The sequence below is a fragment of the Rhodococcus opacus B4 genome (assembly GCF_000010805.1).
In the GTDB taxonomy this organism is placed as follows: Bacteria; Actinomycetota; Actinomycetes; order Mycobacteriales; family Mycobacteriaceae; genus Rhodococcus_F; species Rhodococcus_F opacus_C.
In genome coordinates, this window is record NC_012520.1 from 317,108 (window position 1) to 334,307 (window position 17,200).

Below are 17,200 nucleotides of genomic sequence, written 5' to 3' on the forward strand. Positions count from 1 at the left end.
CGACTCCATGTTCTACACTATTCCAAAGATGATTGGAGAATACTATGGGTGATCGGATCGCGAAGACGGAGCTGTTCGACCAGTTCGCCCGGGTCGGCAAGGCGCTGGGCAGTGGCAAGCGGCTCGAACTGCTCGATCTGCTCGCCCAGGGCGAGCGCACCGTCGACGGGCTCGCCCGCGCGGCCGAGTTGGGGCTGACCACCGCGTCGGCGCATCTGCAGACCCTCAAGCAGGCCAATCTGGTCGCCACCCGCCGCGAGGGCACGAAGGTGTTCTACCGGCTCGCCGGTGCGGATGTGGCGCAGCTGTTCGCGCTGGTCCGCACGGTCGCCAACGAGCACCTGCCCGACGTCGAAGCAGCCCGCGCTGCCTACCTGGGTCCGGACACCGACCAGGTCAGCAAGGACGAGCTGCTCGAGCGGGCCCGGTCCGGGAAGGTGACGGTCCTCGACGTGCGACCCCGCGAGGAATACGAGGCCGGGCACATCCCGGGCGCGGTGTCGATCCCGTGGGATGAGCTCGCCGATCGTCTCGCGGATCTGCCCGAAGATCAGGAGATCGTCGCCTACTGCCGCGGCGCGTACTGCGTGTTCGCGCACGATGCGGTCCGGTTGCTGACCGACCACGACCGGCAGGCCTCGCGGCTGGCCGACGGCATGCTCGAGTGGCGCCTGGCCGACCTGCCGGTCGCGACCTGAATCTCCCTTCTTCCGGCGATCGTCAGTCGAGGGTGAGCTGCCGCCGGTGGAAGTCGAAATGCTGAGCGGGGTAGCGGTAGAGGTCCTCGAGGGTCATGTAGTCCGCGAAGAACGGATCCCACCGGCCGGGGAAGTGCATGCCGCGCTGCAGGTCGTTCTCGGCCTCCGCCGCCAGACTCCGCAGGAGTGAATCGATGACCTTGTCGCATTGCCGCACCATGCGGTGACGGTTGAATACCCGGGCCGCCTGGCACGTTCCCCGATAGTTGACCTCGTCGAACAATCGCGTCGAGGCGTTCTGGGCGGCGGCGAAGCGGCGACTGACGCCGTCCGGTAGCCGGCCGAGGAGCCGGACCAGGATCAGTAGACGGCGCACCACCATGTAGCCGAACACCATGTGAAACAACAGTTGCTCGTTCGTCCAGCGGGTGCCCTCGGAGGGCCGGTCGAAGCCCTCGGAGCTCGCGCCGCCGACCAAGCGGTGAAACTCAGCCCTAACCCGCTCGAATTCTCCGGCGATCTCCCGCCGGTCCACACGCTTTGACCTCGACATCACTGCCCTCGCCTGCGATCGCCTCAGCACCCTCGGTACGGACCATCTTCCTCCGGCCTCAGCGCCATTGCGATCGACTGCCCAGGTCGCAGAGTCAGCAGATGCTCGAAGCTCTTGATGAGGGATCTTTGAATTTATAGTTCGGCATTCCAGCGCGATCAGCGCCGCCGCCGGGTGGGCCCACGACGCGGTCGCCGACATACATCAGAGCGTGGCCGCGGCCCTCGCCATGGCCGTGCTGGTCGGGGGTGCTGCCCGGTGTCATTGGCGTCGGTGCTCGGCGCACAAGGATTCCGGAGGGGCCATGATGCGGACTCATCCATCCGGGTCGAGGCCATGCGGGCGTGGGGATCTCGGCGATCCGTCGTACCCCGGTCACTGCGTGCGCACGGATACCTACGGGGTGCTGGTGATGTCGGTGTCCTTCGCGTTGTCGTACTCGTCGTTGATCAGCACGGTGGTGCGGTCGGGGCGGTCGATCATCGAGGCGGCGATGGAGGATCGGTAGCCGGAGGCGCAGTGCACCCAGATCTCCCCGTCGGGGAGGGTGCCCTGTCGGTCGGCGAGTTCGTGGAGCGGGATGTTGATCGCCCCGTCGATGTGGCTGCTGTCGTATTCGTTGCGTTGGCGTACATCGAGGACGGTGATGTCGTGCTCGGGAAGTCTCTCCGCGAGGGCGGGGAAGTCGGCGACCCGGTAGGACCGCAGTTCGGTGCCGGTGACGAGGGTGTGGATTTCGCCGACCGCGGCACCGGCGAGGTCATCGATGCCGATGCGGACCAGTTCTCGGCGGGCGTCGGTGACCTGGTCTTCGTTTTCGCCGATCAGGGTCAGCGGTGCACCCCACTTGTAGAGCCAGCCAAGGTAGGTGACGAACGAGTCCGACAATTCGAAGCCGAGGGTGCCGCCGAGGTGGCCGGCGGCGAAGGCGGTGCGCTCACGCAGGTCCACCACCCATTCCCCGTCGTCGATGCGGCGGCGGAGCTCGTCCGGGTCGACCAGTTTGGGCAGTGACAAATCGACCGGGGTCGGTCCTTGGGTGTTGATCACGCCCATGTGCGCGTAGTAGGCCGGGTAGTCGCCCAGGCCGGCGATCAGTTCCTCGACGTAGCTTTGCTCGTCCTGGGTCAGGGCAGGGTTGGTGGTGCGTTGTTCGCCGACGGTGGAGGAGTCCCCGCTCGCGGGGGTTGCGGCGCAGAAGCTACCGAATCCGTGGGTGGGGTAGATCTTGGTGTCGGCGGGGAGCGCGCCCGCCAGACGGCGCACCGAGTGGTACTGGGCGTGGGTCAGTTCCCGGGTGTGATCGTTGCCCAGGAGGTCGGTGCGGCCGGTGGTGCCGAAGAGCATCGATCCACCGGTGAAGACTCCGCGGATGCCGCCGGTGGTCTCCCGCAGCACGTAGCTGACGTGGTGGTGGGTGTGGCCGGGGGTGTGCATGACCTGCAATTGGATCGGGCCCGCGTCGATGAGGTCGCCGTCGGATACGGCGCATCGCTGGTAGTCGACGTCGTCGCCGGTGGGGACGACGTACTCGGCCCCGGTGGTGCGGGCCAGTTCGAGGCCGCCGGTGACGTAGTCGTTGTGGATGTGGGTCTCGAGGACATGGGTGATCCGCACATCCCGGTCGTGGGCGAGGGCCAGCACCCGGTCGATGTCGCGTTGCGGGTCGACGACTACGCCGACAGCGCCGTCGCTGACCAGGTAGCTGCGATCGCCCAGGCTCGAGGTCTCGATGATCGACACGTCCATGACTCGTACCTTCCTCACATATTCTCTGGTGTTCGCATACCCGGGAGGGCATAGGTGAAACGGTGTGGTGCCGGCCGCCCGCGGCATCAGCGCAGCAAAATCGTGTCCACCAGCACGTACGCGGCGACGACGAAAACGAGATAGGCGAACCACCGCTGCAACTTGTCGGTGTCGACCTTGGTGCCGAAATGGCCGGCGATCAGCGACCCGGCGATCGCGGTGCCCGCGAACGCGGCGGTGATCGCCCAGTCGATGCTCGCACCGCTCAGGTGCGAGACCAGACCGGCCGCCGAGTTCGCGACGATGATGACCAGCGAGGTGCCGACCGCGACCGACATATCCAGACCGAGCATCAGCACCAGGGCGGGGATGATCAGAAACCCGCCGCCGACACCGAACAGGCCGGTCAAAAAGCCCACCGCGACCCCGGCAGGGATGGATCGGGGGGCGCAGCGGCGCCAGTCGATCCCCGAGTCCCCGACCTCGCAGGCGGTGCCGGTGTCACCACGATCCATCAGCATCCGGATCCCGGCGAGAACCATCACGGCGGCGAAACCGACCATCACCACCGATTGCGGCAGCAGTCGCCCGACCGCGCTGCCGGCGAAGGTCGCGGGAATACCGCAGGCGGCGAAGACGCCAGCCATGCGCCAGTTCACTTGGTGCTCGCGAATTTTCGGGATGGCTCCGACGAGGGAGGCGACACCGATCACCAGCAGGGAGATCGGAATGGCCTGCTCGAGGTCGAGACCGAGACCGAAGACCAGCGCGGGGACGGCCAGGATCGACCCGCCGCCGCCGAGGAGTCCGAGCAGGACACCGATGATCGCCCCGAGCGCGAGTGCGATCGTTATTTCCACATAACTCCTTTCGCCATCAGCCGTGGGGGCGGGGGCGGGTGTGGTTACCGGTCGCCGGTGTCCTGGGAGAGGGTGTCGATGGCGGCCTGCAATGCGGCGGTGGCGTCGTCGGCGACCGCCCCGAGCCCGGGTTGGTCGGCGACCTGAACCATCACCTGCGGGTTCATCGCATCGACCAGCACCGCACCCGGATCAGCCGGGTCGGCGCGCACGACGACGTTGCACGGCAGCAGCAGCCCGATCTGCCGGTCCACGGTGACCGCGCGATGGGCGAGCGGCGGATTGCAGGCACCGAGGATCAGATAGTCCTCCATGTCCTCACCGAGTTTCGCCTTCAGGGTGGCCTTCATATCGATCTCGGTGAGGACCCCGAAGCCTTGGTCCGCCAGGGCTTTGCGGGTGCGGTCCACCGCGTCGGCGAACGAGGTGTGCAGGGTGGTCGACAGTGCGAGCGTCATGAGCGTGTGCTGCCTTTTCTCGGAGAATTTGGGATGGGATCGGCCGGTCACCTGCCCCGATCATCGTCCCGATGGGGCGGGAGACGCCGCGACGAGGCGCGGTACGCCGAGGCGGTGCAGCGGCAGACTCGCCGGGCACCACCCCGCCGCGCCGAACAGCAAAAGGTTGGCCCCGACGAACCTGGTGAGCAGCAGCCACCACAACGAAAAAGCCACGGTGAGTGCGAGGCTCGCGAGCACCATCGTTCCGGCCAGCAACGGGACCACCCGCTCGATCGTCCAGCCGCGGGCGGGGAGAGCGTCGGTCATGGTCGCCTTTCGTCGACGTCGAACGGAGGTCGGGGTGAAAGTGGCTCAGGCGAGGGCGAGGAAGAGTTTCTCGAGTTCGGCCTCGGTCATCGGCTCCTTGCCTTTCTCGGCCGCCTCGCCGGTGAGGCATTCGCGTAGGCCGGTGGCGACGATCTTGAACCCGGCCTTGTCCAGGGCCCGGGAGACCGCGGCGAGTTGGGTGACGACGTCCTTGCAGTCGCGGCCCTGCTCGATCATCGAGATCACCCCGGCGAGTTGCCCGTGGGCGCGGCGGAGCCGGTTGAGTACCAATGCGATGCTGTCTTCGTCGCCGACCATGGCGGTTTCCTTTCCTAGACCTCCCCCCACTGTACCCCCCGGGGTATCGGTGCGGGGTGGGTAAGGGACGCGCCGACTCACCTCCGCACCGGCCTCAGTGCGAGAAGTTGATCTTCGGCAGCACCATGCGCAGCCACGCCGGTGACCACCAGGCGGCGTGCCCGGTCAGCCGCAGCAGTACCGGCAGCAGGATCAGCCGGATCAGCACCGCGTCGAGGAGCACGGCGACACCGAGGATGATGCCCATCTCCTTCGGGGGCAGCGGGTCGGCGAGGGCGAAGGTGAAGAACACGGCGACCATCACCGCGGCGGCGGCGAAGATCACCCGTCCGGAATGGGCGAGGCCGTCGACGTGCGCGACCGTCGGATCGCCGGAGTGTTCGTAGTGTTCCTTCGCGGTGGCGAGGAGGAAGACGGTGTAGTCCATGGCGATTGCGAAGATCATGGCGAAGAAGAACGCCGGCCCCCACCCGTCGAGGAAGCCCTGGGGGGTGAAGCCGAGCAGGCTCGCGCCGTGGCCGTCCTGGAAGATCAGCTTCGCGACCCCGAATGCGGCCGCGGTCGAGAGCAGGCTGACCACGGTGCCGAGGAGTGCGATCAGCGGGGCCTGCAGCGCCACCAGCAGCAGCACGAACCCGAGAACCAGGATGATCCCGACGATCAGCGGGAGGTAGTCGTTGAGGGCCTGCTGCAGGTCCAGGTTCTCCGCCGGTGCGCCGCCAACCAGGGCGCCTTGGGGTAGGTCGGCGCGCAGGGTGTCGAGGATGGTGCCCATTCGTGTGTCGGAGGGATCGACGGTCGGCATGGCCTGCAACATGACGTAGTCACTGCCGTCGGGGGCGGGCTGCGGCGGCGTCACCATCGCGATGCCGTCCGTCGCCGCGGCCGCTGCGGCGGTCTCGGCACCGCCCGTGGTGGGGGTGATGATCTGCAGCATGCCCGGTGCACCCTCGCCCATCTGGGCCTGGACGAGTTCGTAGCCCTGGCGGACCGGGGCGTCGGTGGGAACGACCTCGATCGAGGGCATCGCGACCTTCAGTCCGAGCGCGGGGACCGACAGCGCGATCAGCACCAGAAGGGCACCGATCGCGAACGGCCACGGGTGGCGATGCAGCAGTTCGCCCCAGGCGGCGAACCGCGGCGAACGGTGTATTTGCCGCTTGGCGTAGGGCAGGGAGCCGGCGTTGACCTTGCCGCCCAACGCGCCCAGGGCGGCGGGCAGAAGCGTCATCGAGGCCAGCAGGACGAAGAACACCGCGAGCATGATCCCGACGGCCATCGTCCGCACGGCCGGCGCGGGCACCAGGAGAACGGCGGACAGGCTGACCAGCACCGTGATTCCGGACAGAACCACGGCCTTGCCTGCGGTTTCCATGGTGTCGGCCACGGCGGCACGCGGTGACGAGGCGTGACGGATCGCATCGCGGAAGCGGGCGACGACAAACAAGGCGTAATCGATACCCAGGGCAAGTGCGAACATCATCGCGAAGTTCATCGCCCACACCGAGATCGGGAAGACCTGGTTGAGCAACACCAGGCCGCCCGCCGAGGCGACGAGCCCGGCCAGGGTCAACAGCAGCGGCAGCCCGGCGGCGACGAGAGACCCGAACGCGAGCACCATGATCGCCAACGTCACCGGCCAGGAGAACAATTCCGCCTGAATCATCGCGTCGTGGTTCGCCTTGTTGAAGTCGCTCCACAGTGCGGATGCGCCGGTCGGGTACACCTCGATTCCGTCGCCGGAGAGGGCGGTCAGTTCCGCTTTGCGTTCGTCGACGGCCTTGACCATGTCGTCGGTGCTCGCGTTCGCGCCCGCAATGAGGATGCCGGTGTGCCCGTCCGGGCTGATCGACGTCCCCGGCTGCGGTGCGATCACCGCACCGAACCGTGGGTCGCCCGCGAAGACGGTCCCGACGTCGGCCAGGGTGTGCTGCATCTGCGGGCTGTCGATGGTCTGAGTATCCGAGTGCACGACCACCTGCACCGCGGCCGAGGAATTACCCCCGAAATGCTGCTCCGCGAGCTCGCGGACCTGCACCGACTCCGATCCATTGGCCTGCCACCCGGCACCGGCCAGCGAACTGAACACCGACGGCGCGGCGGCACCGAGGGCGACCAACAGGATCAGCCAGATGCCGAACACCCATTTCGCGTGCCCGGCCATGGCCGCGCCCATGCGGCCGAGCACACCGCCCTCGGTGATCGGCTCGGTCCTCGGGGCGTCGCCGCCCAATGCCGTACTGCGGGTCATACAAGTCCTCCTCGAGGTGATGGCAAAGCGCTGGCAGCGCGTATCGGCGAGGTCGGGCGTGAGGGTGCGCTCACGATCCGTCTCCGGTGTCGAGCGGCCGGCCCAGGGCGGCCCAGCCCGAGGTCCCCCGGCGACCGAGACCGCACCGCGGCCGGTGGCCTCGACGATGCGGGCCCCCTCCCGGCTGCGGTTACCGGACGCACAAATCACGTAGACGACCTCCCCCGCGGGAATCTCCACGGTGTGAGCGGCTAGTTGCCCGAGCGGCATCAACAGCGCACCAGGTACGTGCCCGTCGACGTACTCCCACCGCTCGCGCACATCCACGACGGGAACTCCGTCGGCCCAGCGCACGGCGAATTCACCGAGGTCTACCTCACGCATATCAAACTCCTTCATACCCTAGGGGGTATTTTCAGGAACTCGCTCACTGTACCCCAGGGGGTATGTCGGTACGCAAGTGTGTCGATTGCTCGCGACGTGAGCGAGCAAAGGGCCGAGGAGGATCCGCGCCAGTTCGGGCAGTGCCGTCATCGGAACCTGGCGCAGCCATGCGCCGCTTTCGGCCGGCGGCGGTGCGGGCCACTAGGGCGAGACGGCGGTGCCGACTTCCGTCGTCGAACAACATTCCGGTCGGGATAACCAAGCATGGACAGATACCCCTAGGGGTACTTGACATACCCTATGGGGTATATGGCACCATGTTGCACATACCGAGGACATCGACCCGATGGAGGAACGCATGATTCTCGAGCAGTACTACATCGAGTGCCTGTCGCACGCGTCGTACCTGATCGGTGACGAGAGCACCGGCCGAGCGGTGGTGGTCGATCCGCGCCGGGACATCGGCGAGTATCTCGACGACGCCGACAAGCACGGGTTGCGCATCGAGGGTGTGATCAACACCCACTTCCACGCGGACTTCGTCTCCGGCCACCTCGAATTGGTCGAGGCAACCGGGTCGTGGATCGGGTTCGGCGAGGCCGCCGAGACCGACTACCCGATCCGCCGCCTACGCGACGGCGAGCGAATCCGCCTCGGCGAGGTCGAGCTCGAGATCCTGTCGACCCCAGGACACACGTGGGAGTCGATCTCGGTGCTGGTGCGCGAACGGGCGGGGGTGACCCCGACCGCGGTGCTGACCGGCGACTCACTGTTCATCGGCGACGTGGGCCGGCCGGATTTGGTCAACCTCGGCCACGGATCCAACACAGACCTGGCCCGGGCGATGTACCGCACGGTGCACGAGAAGCTGCTGACCCTGCCCGATCAGGTCACCGTCATGCCCGCGCACGGTGCCGGCTCGTCCTGCGGGAAGAACCTCTCGACCGAGCTGAGCTCGACTATCGGGGAGCAGCGCGCCACCAATCCGTCGGTGCAGCCGATGAGCGAGGACGCCTTCGTCGCGCTGGTCACCAACGGCCAACCCGCGGCGCCCTCCTACTTCTCCGTCGATGCCGCGATGAACAAGCAGGTCCATCCTCTCCTCTCCCGAGACCGGGCGATCCCCGAACTCTCGCCGGAGCGGGTGCGCGCCGAACTCGTCGCCGGTACCCGGGTGGTCGACGCGCGCAGCGTGGACGACTTCGCGGCCGGGCATCTGTGCGGCTCGGTCAATGTCGGGTTCGACGGCCGGTTCGCAGAAACTGGCGGGATGGTCGCCGAAGTGGGCGAGAAGCTGGTGCTGATCACCTACCCGGGCGAGGAGCAGGACGCGGCAGTGCGGCTGGCGCGGATCGGCTCGGACGATACGGTCGGCTACCTGTCCGTCGGCCACGACGGACACTTTCCCGCCGAGCTGGCTGATCTCGTGCAGTCGGCGCTCCGCACCACCGTCGACGAGCTCGACGCTCTGCTCGCCGCCGATGCGGTGACCCTGATCGACATCCGCAATCCGGGCGAGCGGGAGTTCGGGACGATACCAGGGGCGGCGCCGATTCCGCTGGCGCAGTTGCACACCCGGCTCGAGCAGATACCCACCGGCAAGCCGATCGTGGTGCACTGCGCCGGCGGCTGGCGGTCGAGTGTGGCCGCGTCGCTGCTGCGGGCGCAGGGCTTCGAGAACGTCTCCGACCTGCTCGGCGGCTACAACGCCTGGGCCGAGGCGCACGTCCCCGCCTGATCAGGCCACACGCAGTCCCGATCAACGAAGGCGCCCAACCGGTGGCAACGAAAAATCTCACCCTCGTGGACTTCGAGTCCACGATCGCCGACAGCGGCAGCGGTCTCGTTGACTCTGGGCCTCTTGGTGCGGACCCTGCCGCGCCTTCGCCCCGGTGTTCGAGAAGTCCTCGGCCACGCATCCAGATATCGTGCACGCGAAGGTCGACACCGAAGCCGAGCAACAACTCGCCGCCATGGCGAACATCCGGTCGATCCCCACCATCATGGCCTTCCGCGAAAGCGTGCTCGTCTACTCCCGGCCCGGGTACTGCCCGCACGCGCCCTCGACGACCCTGATCGGCAGGGTGAAGGCCCTCGACATGGCTCTGGTGCACGCGACGGTCGCCGAACGACGCGCAGTCGCCGGCGCCTGACCTGAACCGTTCACCCGAACCCCGCACTCCGTACCCAGGAGGATCCCATGTGTTACCCCGTCACCTGCGCGAACTGCGGCAACACCGGCTGGGGCGGTTGCGGCCGACACCTCGACACCGTCATGAGCTCCGTGCCTACCGCCGATCGCTGCACCTGCCGTCAGGACACCACCCCGGTCCAGGACCAGCGTCGCACCCTGCGTTCATTCTTCCGCCGCTGACCGCCTGGCCGAACGGTCGGCTGCGCGATCGCGGCAGAGGCTATCGTTCTCGATGGTCAGCACTTGAAACGCGCGAGCGAACGTACCTCGCGGCCCGTAACGAACCGGCGATATCTTGACCACCATCGAATTCGGCGCTCGCCTCGGCGAGGTCCGGGGCCCGCTGAAAGCCGTAGGGCATCTTTAGAACCAGTGACGGCGTCCACCGACGGCGCGGCCGGTGGCCCCGAGCAGCGCGAGGATGACTCCGATGACCAACAGGATGATCCCGATGGTCCAGAGGATTGAGATGCCCGCCACGAATCCGATCACGAGCAGAATCAGTCCGAGAATGATCACGATGAACCTCTTCTCGGCGCGTGTGCGCCAATCATCCGCGGTTACCCCCTCGTCGTAGTCGGAAAACAGATAGTCGACAGCGAGATGCGCAGGGTTGGCCGTGAGCAGGGGCACCCATGCGCGGCAGGCGTCACTCATGGTGTGTGCGGGTGACTGCTGCAAGAAACGCACGATCTTCTGCGGGCTCCGGGTGCGCGGAGGGGCCGGTCGGGTTTCGTAATGGTCCCGGCCACAAGTCGCGGAGGCGATCGATTTCGTTTGTTTTCGTCGAGTTCTCCACCTGGGTTCTTCCTCGACGCGGCGCAGTTGTGCCCCGCAACTGTCACGGGCGCGGAAGTGCTGGTGATACTCGATCCTTGTCGGAATACCGCAAACACGATCTGCCCCACACCATTCCCCACGATTCTCGTGTCATCGCCTGCTCCGACAACGGTCACGGAGGTACTAGCAGATCCGGCAACAGTCTTTTATGCCGCCTTGTCGGGGTGATCGGAAGGCTGCGTCCGCGGGGGCACGGGAACGCGCTCCCCGCCACGTAGGGGCCTAGGGTGTGTCTCCCAATGATTTGTGGTGTTGTGCTGCAGACTCTTCGGTGTGGCAGACGTTGTTGATCGGTTTGAGGTGTTGACGGACAAGCAGTGGGAGTTGCTCGCGCTGCTGTTGCCCAGTTCCGATGGGCTCCGGGGGCGGAAGTTCCGGAACAATCGTGTGGTGGTCGAGGGGATGCTGTATCGACTGCGGACCGGGTTGCCCTGGCGAGATCTCCCGTCGCATTTCGGGCCGTGGAAGACGGTGTGGAAGCGACATCGCCGCTACGCCGGAGACGGAACCTGGGATCGGGTGCTGACGGCTCTGGTCGCGATGGCCGACGCCGGCGGGAACCTGGACTGGGCGGTCTCTGTCGATTCCACAGTGGTCCGGGTCCATCAGCACGGTGCGAACGCCGCCCGCCACACAGGGGGATCTACCGAATTACACGAACCTGCGTGACGAGCCTGCCGATCACGGCATCGGCCGGTCGAGGGGCGGGTTGACCAGCAAGGCGCACCTGGCGTGCGACGGTCACGGGCGCCCGCTGTCGGTGCTGGTCGGCCCAGGCCAAGCCGGTGACAGTCCGATGTTCGCCCACGTGCTGGAGGGCATCTGCGTGCCGCGGCTCGCGGGCGGAGCGCACCGCACGCGCCCCGTCGAGGTCCGGGCCGACAAGGCGTACTCATCACGGGCAAACCGGGAACTGCTGCGAAGCAGAGGCATCAAGGCGGTGATCCCCGAGAAGACCGATCAGGCAGCGAACCGGGTGAACAAGGGCCGCGCGGGCGGGCGGCCACCGAACTTCGACCCGGAGTCCTACAAGGGGCGCAACGTGGTCGAACGGGCCTTCAACAAGGCGAAACAGTGGCGTGCGGTGGCCACTCGCTACGACAAACTCGCCCTCACCTACCGCGCCGGATTCCTGCTCGCCGGCATCGTCGAGTGGCTCAAGTTATTGGGAGACATGCCCTAGTGGGCGGCCACCTCGGCTTTCAGCGTTCTTTCAGCTTGTGTGTGTGACGATCTGGCAAAGTGACCATCGACAACCGAACAAGGACAGCGGTTTCGTCCCGCGCGCCATGCACGGCATTGCTTCGGCATGGTGATCCGAGCTGTGACAGCTGAACGCGCACTTCGATCAGATTTGGATCGCTGCGCTGACGGGCGGCTGGGAGGAAGGGGCGTTGGTGATCATTCGTTTTCCGGGTGTGTATCGGCCCCAGCATGATTCGCGGCTTCTTTTGGAATCGCTCGGCGACGAGCAGGTGCATGCGGGTACGCGGATTCTGGATTTGTGTGCGGGCACTGGGGTGGTCAGCGTGTGGGCGACTCGGTACGGTGCGCGCAGCGTGACCGCAGTCGACGTTTCGCGTCGGGCGTTGGTCAGTACCTGGCTCAATACGGCGGTTCGCGGGCACCGTGTGCGGGTTGTTCGCGGTGATCTGGTGTCACGAGTACGTCACCGGCGGTTCGACTTGATCGTAGCGAACCCACCCTATGTTCCTGCCGAGCACGATGGGCTGCCGGCGAGAGGTCGTGCGCGGTGCTGGGACGCCGGGCACGAGGGACGGGCGTTGTTGGACCGGATCTGCGGCGATGCCCCGGACCTCCTCGACGACGGGGGACGGCTGGTGCTCGTGCAATCGACGCTGAGCGGCACGGAGAAAACGCGATTAATGCTGGGGGAACGCGGCTTACACGTTGAGGAAGCACGCCGTGTCCGCGTCCCGTTCGGTCCGGTGCTGCAAGCGCGACGGGATCTTCTCGTTGATCGCGGGTTGATCGGGCCACAGCAGTGCACCGAGGAACTCGTAGTGTTCCGGGCGGTCAAATGAGCACCCAGCTGACGCGGTCGGGCGTGCGCGCCGCGTGTGATCGAGGTCACCGATGACGCCCTCGGGGTCGTCCGGCCGGTTGGTGCCACTGACCGCGGCGCAGCAGGCGATCTGGCTTGCCCAGCAGCTGACGCCCGACGTGCCCTACGTCATCGCCCAGTACGTGGATCTGACCGGGCCCATTGAGGTGGAGAAGCTGTGCGAGGCGCACACGCGGGCGATGGACGAACTGGGCGCGGAGGTCGTGCTGGCCGACGTCGACGGACAACCGTATCAACGTGAGAGGACTCGATCGGCAGGTCAAGTCCTGGTTTTGGACTTCCGCGCCGAACGCGACCCGGCCGAGTTCGCGCGGGAGTGGATGCGACGTGACTGCACGGTCCCACTCGCGATGGACGACTACTCGCTGATCTTCTCGCGTGTCCTGCGGGTCGGTGACGATCGTGTGTTCTGGTATTCGCGTGCCCACCACCTCTCATTGGATGGATATGCGGCAATGCTGCTGATGCAACGGACCGCGCAGTGGTACGCCGCGGCGCTCGGCGGCGACGAGCCGGATCCGCATCGGGTGGTGGGGCCCGAGCAGTTGAGCCGAGCGGATCGGGACTATCGATCGTCCCCGCGGTTCGATACCGACCGTAAATACTGGGCCAGGCTCGCCCCCGATCTGCCACCGGTGGTCAGCCTCGCCGGACGGAGCGCTGCGCCTCGGCCCGCCGTCCGGGTCACCGGCCACCCCACGGTGGTGTCTTCCACGCCGATGCCCGGAGGCCGGTCCGTCCTCGATCGCACCGCTGTCCTCGTCGCGGCCTTCGCCGCCTACTTGGCACGGATGACCGACGTCGACGACGTCATGGTGTCCCTTCCGGTAACGGCCCGCACAACCGGACCGCTGCGGGCTGCGACGGGTTCGGTCTCGAATGTGGTGCCCCTGGCACTGCCGGGGATCGGGGCCACGACCGTCGAGGAAGCGATCGGAATCGCGCGGGCGGCACTGATCGCGTCACTGCGCCACCAGCGGTATCGGCGCGAAGACATCGGCCGTGAGCGCGGCACGGCCGCTGGTGAGCTCACCTCGTTCGGCCCCGTGCTGAATCTGATGCTGTTCGAACCCGACATCAACCTCGGTGCGGTCACCGGTCGGGTGCACGTTCTCACGACCGGTCCGACCGCGGATCTGGCGGTGAACATCTACCCGGGCACCACGGATCTGATGCCGCGGATCGACTTCGAAGCCAACCCTGCCCTCTACAGCCAGAGGCAACTGAGCAGCCACCACCGCCGGTTCACCCATTTCCTGCAGACGTTCCTGGCCGAAATCGGCGAGGACTGCGCCGTCGCCGACCTGGAGTTGTTCCTGCCCGGGGAACGCGAGGTCCTGACACCGGCGCGCGGCCCGGCCGATGCCGAACCGGCAACCCTCACCCAGTTACTCACCACGGGTACCGGTGCATCCGGTGAGCGAATCGCGGTCCGCGACCGCGGACGATCCTTCTCCTACCGGGACCTCGACCGCCATTCGACCGCGTTGGCCGGCACGCTGCTGGGCGCCGGCATCGGTCCGGAAGACCTCGTGGCGGTCGCCGTACCCCGCTCGTACGAATCGGTGGTCGCCGTGTGGGCGATCGCGGCCACCGGCGCCGCCTATGTCCCCATCGACCCGACGCATCCGCGCGCTCGCATCCAGTACATGCTCGACGACTGCAAACCTGTTGCCGGCCTGACGTCCTCCGACACCCGGAGCCAGCTGCCGGACACACTGCGATGGCTCACCGTCGCCCTCGACGCCCTCGACGCCCTCGACGCCCTCGACGCCCTCGACGCCCTCGACGCCCTCGCCGTGCCGCCACCGCGCCCACCGCGCCCGGTGCGCCGGGAAAACGCCGCGTATGTGATCTACACGTCCGGGTCGACCGGTGCACCCAAGGGTGTCGTCGTCACCCACGACGGCCTGGCCAATCTCGCACAGGAAATCCGCGACCACTACGCCCTCTCCGCCACCTCGCGGATCCTGCATTTCGCCTCGCCGAGCTTCGACACGGCTCTGGTCGAAGTCCTCGCTGCGGCCCTGGCCGGCGCCACCTTGGTGGTGACCCCGCCGGATGTGGTTGGCGGCCACGAACTGGCCGATCTCCTACGCTGCGAAGGTGTCACCCACGTGCTGTCGACACCGTCGGCACTGGCAACGGTGGACCCCGCCGGCCTCGACGATGTGGAATTGGTCCTCGTCGGCGGTGAGGCGTGTCCACCGGAACTGGTGGCGCGCTGGGCGCACCACCGGACGATGCGCAATGCCTACGGCCCGACCGAAACCACGTGCAGTGTCACGCTCAGCGCCCCGATGGCCCCGGATCGGCCGGTGACGATCGGGGCGCTGATGCGCGGCGTCGACGCGGTGGTGCTGGACCGGCGCCTGCGGCCGCTTCCCTCCGGCGCGGTCGGCGAACTGTATCTCGGCACCCCAGGGTTGGCCCGCGGTTACGCGCGCCGAGGAGGGATGACCGCCGGCCGGTTCGTCGCCAATCCGTTCGGCAAACCCGGCTCCCGCCTGTTCCGCACGGGTGATCTGGTCCGATGGACACCCGAGGCAACACTCGAGTACGTCGGTCGCAGCGACGACCAGGTCAAAGTCCGCGGGTTCCGGATCGAACTCGGCGAGATCGACACCGCCCTACGCGAGCACCCGGATGTCCGGTTCGCGACGACCGTGGTCCATGACAGGGCGGGGGATGCACTGCTGGTGTCGTATGTGCTGTTGCGGACGTCGTCGGCATTGACCCCGGCGATGCTGCGGACGGCTGTAGCCCAGCTGCTGCCGGACTACATGGTGCCCGCGGTGATCACCGTCTTGGACGACGTTCCGCTGACGCCGACGAAGAAGCTCGACCGGGCCGCCCTGCCGACCCCCGACTTCGGCTCCGCCGCTCCCTCGGCGCGGCCGCCGCGCACACCCGATGAACACGCGGTGGCCGGGGTGCTGGCCCGGGTACTGTGCACCGACGTGGTGGACGCGGAATCGTCCTTCTTCGACCTCGGTGGGGATTCGCTCTCCGCCACCCGGGTGATCGCGGCACTCAACGCCGATTTCGGCACCCAGTTGGGGGTGCGCGATCTGTTCGAGTTCCCCACCGTAGCCGCCCTCGCCCAGCTTCTCGCCGAGGAACACCCGAAGTCGGGTGAACTCTCCTCGCTGCGCGCGTTCGCAACACAACCGCTGCCCCAGCGGGTTCCGCTGGCCCCAGCGCAGCAATTCCTCGATCGCACCGCCACCCGCCCAGCCCTGTACAACCTCCCGTTCACCGTCACGATCCGCGGTGCCCTCGACATCGAGGCGCTGCGCAGCGCCACCGCCGACGTGCTCGACCGGCACCACCCGCTCCGCACGATCTACCCCGATTCGGTGGACGGCCCCCACCAGCGGGTCCTCGACGCCGGCGACGCCGTCCCCGACCTCACCCCGACACACGTGAGCGCATCCCACCTCCCGGCACACACCCGCCCTCTGCTGCACCGCGGCTTCGACGTTCGCAGCGAACCGCCGCTGCGGGCCACACTGTTCGCCACCGGGCCCGAGGAGCACCTGCTCGCGTGCGTGATCCACCACATCTCCGCCGACGGGTGGTCGCTGGCAGTCCTCGCCCGCGACCTGCTGACCGCGTACGCGGCCCGCGCTGCCGGCACCGCACCGAGTTGGGCGCCGCTGCCGGTGCAATACGCGCACTACAGTCTCTGGCGGCACGACGTTCTCGGCGACGACGCTGATCCCGGCAGCCTCACGGCCCGTCAGATCGACTTCTGGAAGGCCGAACTGGCAGGGCTGCCCCGGGAACTGACGCTGCCGGCGGACCGACCCCGTCCACAACGCTGGACCTACGCGGCCGGCCGTCTGAGTTTCGCGGTCGACGAAGAAACCCACGCAGCACTGCTGACCACCGCGCACGCACGGCGAGCGACCCTGTTCACCGTGCTGCACTCCGCGCTGGCCCTGCTCCTCGCACGCCTGTCCTCGCAGCGCACGATCGCGATCGGCATACCGACGGCCGGGCGCACCCATCCCGACCTCGACGAAGTCGTCGGCATGTTCGTCAACACTCTCGTTCTCCGCTCGACGGTCGACCCAGGCACCACCGTTGCCGACCTTCTCGACCAGTCGCGCGCCACCGAGCTGAACGCGTTCGCGCACGCCGATGTCCCGTTCGAGCACCTCGTCGACGTGCTCGACCCGCCCCGGTCGCCGTCGCTGCACCCGTTCTTCCAGGTCGCGTTATCGCTGAACAACTTCACCGCCGCCACCCTCGACAGCGACGGACTGGAGTTCGAGATCGCACCGCAACCACTGGATATCGCCAAATGCGATCTGCACTTCCACTTCACCGACCACCACAGCGCAAAAGGCCACCCGGCCGGCATCGACTGTGAACTGGTGTATTCGGCCGATCTGTTCGACCACGATACCGTCGCAGGATTCCTCCCCGTGCTGCGCACCATCCTCGCCGAGGCCGTCGGATGAGATCCGACGCCGCACCGGTGCCGGGGCGGCG

Annotated in this window: 13 protein-coding genes and 1 pseudogene; 6 read left to right on the forward strand and 8 right to left on the reverse strand. The window is 67.3% G+C overall.

Features of this window, described 5'->3' with window-relative positions:
- The first annotated feature begins 44 nt into the window (after positions 1-44).
- On the forward strand, positions 45-698 hold the full coding sequence (locus ROP_RS37485; protein ID WP_007295976.1) for an ArsR/SmtB family transcription factor: 654 nt from the start codon (positions 45-47) through the stop codon (positions 696-698).
- Between the two features lie 22 nt (positions 699-720).
- Here the strand turns inward: ROP_RS37485 and ROP_RS37490 are convergent, their stop codons facing one another.
- The 7 genes from ROP_RS37490 to ROP_RS37520 form a co-directional block, all read right to left on the reverse strand.
- A complete protein-coding gene (locus ROP_RS37490; RefSeq protein ID WP_039950538.1) occupies positions 721-1,251 on the reverse strand; it encodes a DinB family protein in 531 nt (176 codons plus the stop codon).
- Positions 1,252-1,647: 396 nt separating this feature from the next.
- The gene (locus ROP_RS37495) at positions 1,648-3,000 is read right to left on the reverse strand and encodes an MBL fold metallo-hydrolase (protein ID WP_012686898.1); all 1,353 of its coding nucleotides are present in this window, start codon (positions 2,998-3,000) and stop codon (positions 1,648-1,650) included.
- An 86-nt stretch (positions 3,001-3,086) separates the two neighbouring features.
- Positions 3,087-3,860 carry a sulfite exporter TauE/SafE family protein gene (locus tag ROP_RS37500; RefSeq protein ID WP_012686899.1) on the reverse strand — a complete coding sequence of 258 codons (774 nt, stop codon included), beginning with the start codon at positions 3,858-3,860 and terminating at the stop codon, positions 3,087-3,089.
- Positions 3,861-3,904: 44 nt separating this feature from the next.
- Positions 3,905-4,318 carry a DUF302 domain-containing protein gene (locus ROP_RS37505; protein ID WP_007296768.1) on the reverse strand — a complete coding sequence of 138 codons (414 nt, stop codon included), beginning with the start codon at positions 4,316-4,318 and terminating at the stop codon, positions 3,905-3,907.
- A 60-nt stretch (positions 4,319-4,378) separates the two neighbouring features.
- Positions 4,379-4,627 carry a YgaP family membrane protein gene (locus ROP_RS37510; RefSeq protein WP_007296769.1) on the reverse strand — a complete coding sequence of 83 codons (249 nt, stop codon included), beginning with the start codon at positions 4,625-4,627 and terminating at the stop codon, positions 4,379-4,381.
- Between the two features lie 45 nt (positions 4,628-4,672).
- A complete protein-coding gene (locus ROP_RS37515) occupies positions 4,673-4,945 on the reverse strand; it encodes a metal-sensitive transcriptional regulator (protein WP_012686900.1) in 273 nt (90 codons plus the stop codon).
- A gap of 94 nt (positions 4,946-5,039) precedes the next feature.
- Complete coding sequence (locus ROP_RS37520; protein ID WP_012686901.1) at positions 5,040-7,580, reverse strand: MMPL family transporter; 2,541 nt, start codon at positions 7,578-7,580, stop codon at positions 5,040-5,042.
- Between the two features lie 358 nt (positions 7,581-7,938).
- On the opposite strand from ROP_RS37520, the gene ROP_RS37525 reads away from it, so the two are divergent.
- Both ROP_RS37525 and ROP_RS37530 read left to right on the forward strand, forming a co-directional pair.
- Positions 7,939-9,318, forward strand: coding sequence for an MBL fold metallo-hydrolase (locus tag ROP_RS37525; RefSeq protein WP_012686902.1), 1,380 nt, complete (start codon positions 7,939-7,941; stop codon positions 9,316-9,318).
- 41 nt (positions 9,319-9,359) lie between these two features.
- Positions 9,360-9,733 (forward strand): annotated as a pseudogene (locus ROP_RS37530) (thioredoxin family protein).
- Between the two features lie 404 nt (positions 9,734-10,137).
- On the opposite strand, the gene ROP_RS44590 reads toward ROP_RS37530, so the two are convergent.
- Positions 10,138-10,293, reverse strand: coding sequence for a DUF6131 family protein (locus tag ROP_RS44590; RefSeq protein WP_007296776.1), 156 nt, complete (start codon positions 10,291-10,293; stop codon positions 10,138-10,140).
- Between the two features lie 594 nt (positions 10,294-10,887).
- Between ROP_RS44590 and ROP_RS41960 the strand changes: the two genes are divergently transcribed.
- From ROP_RS41960 to ROP_RS37555, 3 genes are all read left to right on the forward strand, one after another.
- Positions 10,888-11,797 (forward strand): IS5 family transposase gene (locus tag ROP_RS41960; RefSeq protein ID WP_370185358.1). Its coding sequence is split into 2 segments (ribosomal slippage): positions 10,888-11,280 and positions 11,282-11,797, totalling 909 coding nucleotides; the frame shifts between segments, so codons are not numbered across the junction.
- 214 nt (positions 11,798-12,011) lie between these two features.
- Positions 12,012-12,659 (forward strand): HemK2/MTQ2 family protein methyltransferase, encoded by a 648-nt coding sequence (locus tag ROP_RS37550; protein WP_007297138.1) that lies wholly within the window; start codon positions 12,012-12,014, stop codon positions 12,657-12,659.
- A gap of 52 nt (positions 12,660-12,711) precedes the next feature.
- Positions 12,712-17,169: a non-ribosomal peptide synthetase gene (locus ROP_RS37555; protein ID WP_012686907.1), complete on the forward strand. Its 4,458-nt coding sequence runs from the start codon at positions 12,712-12,714 to the stop codon at positions 17,167-17,169.
- Positions 17,170-17,200: the final 31 nt, after the last annotated feature.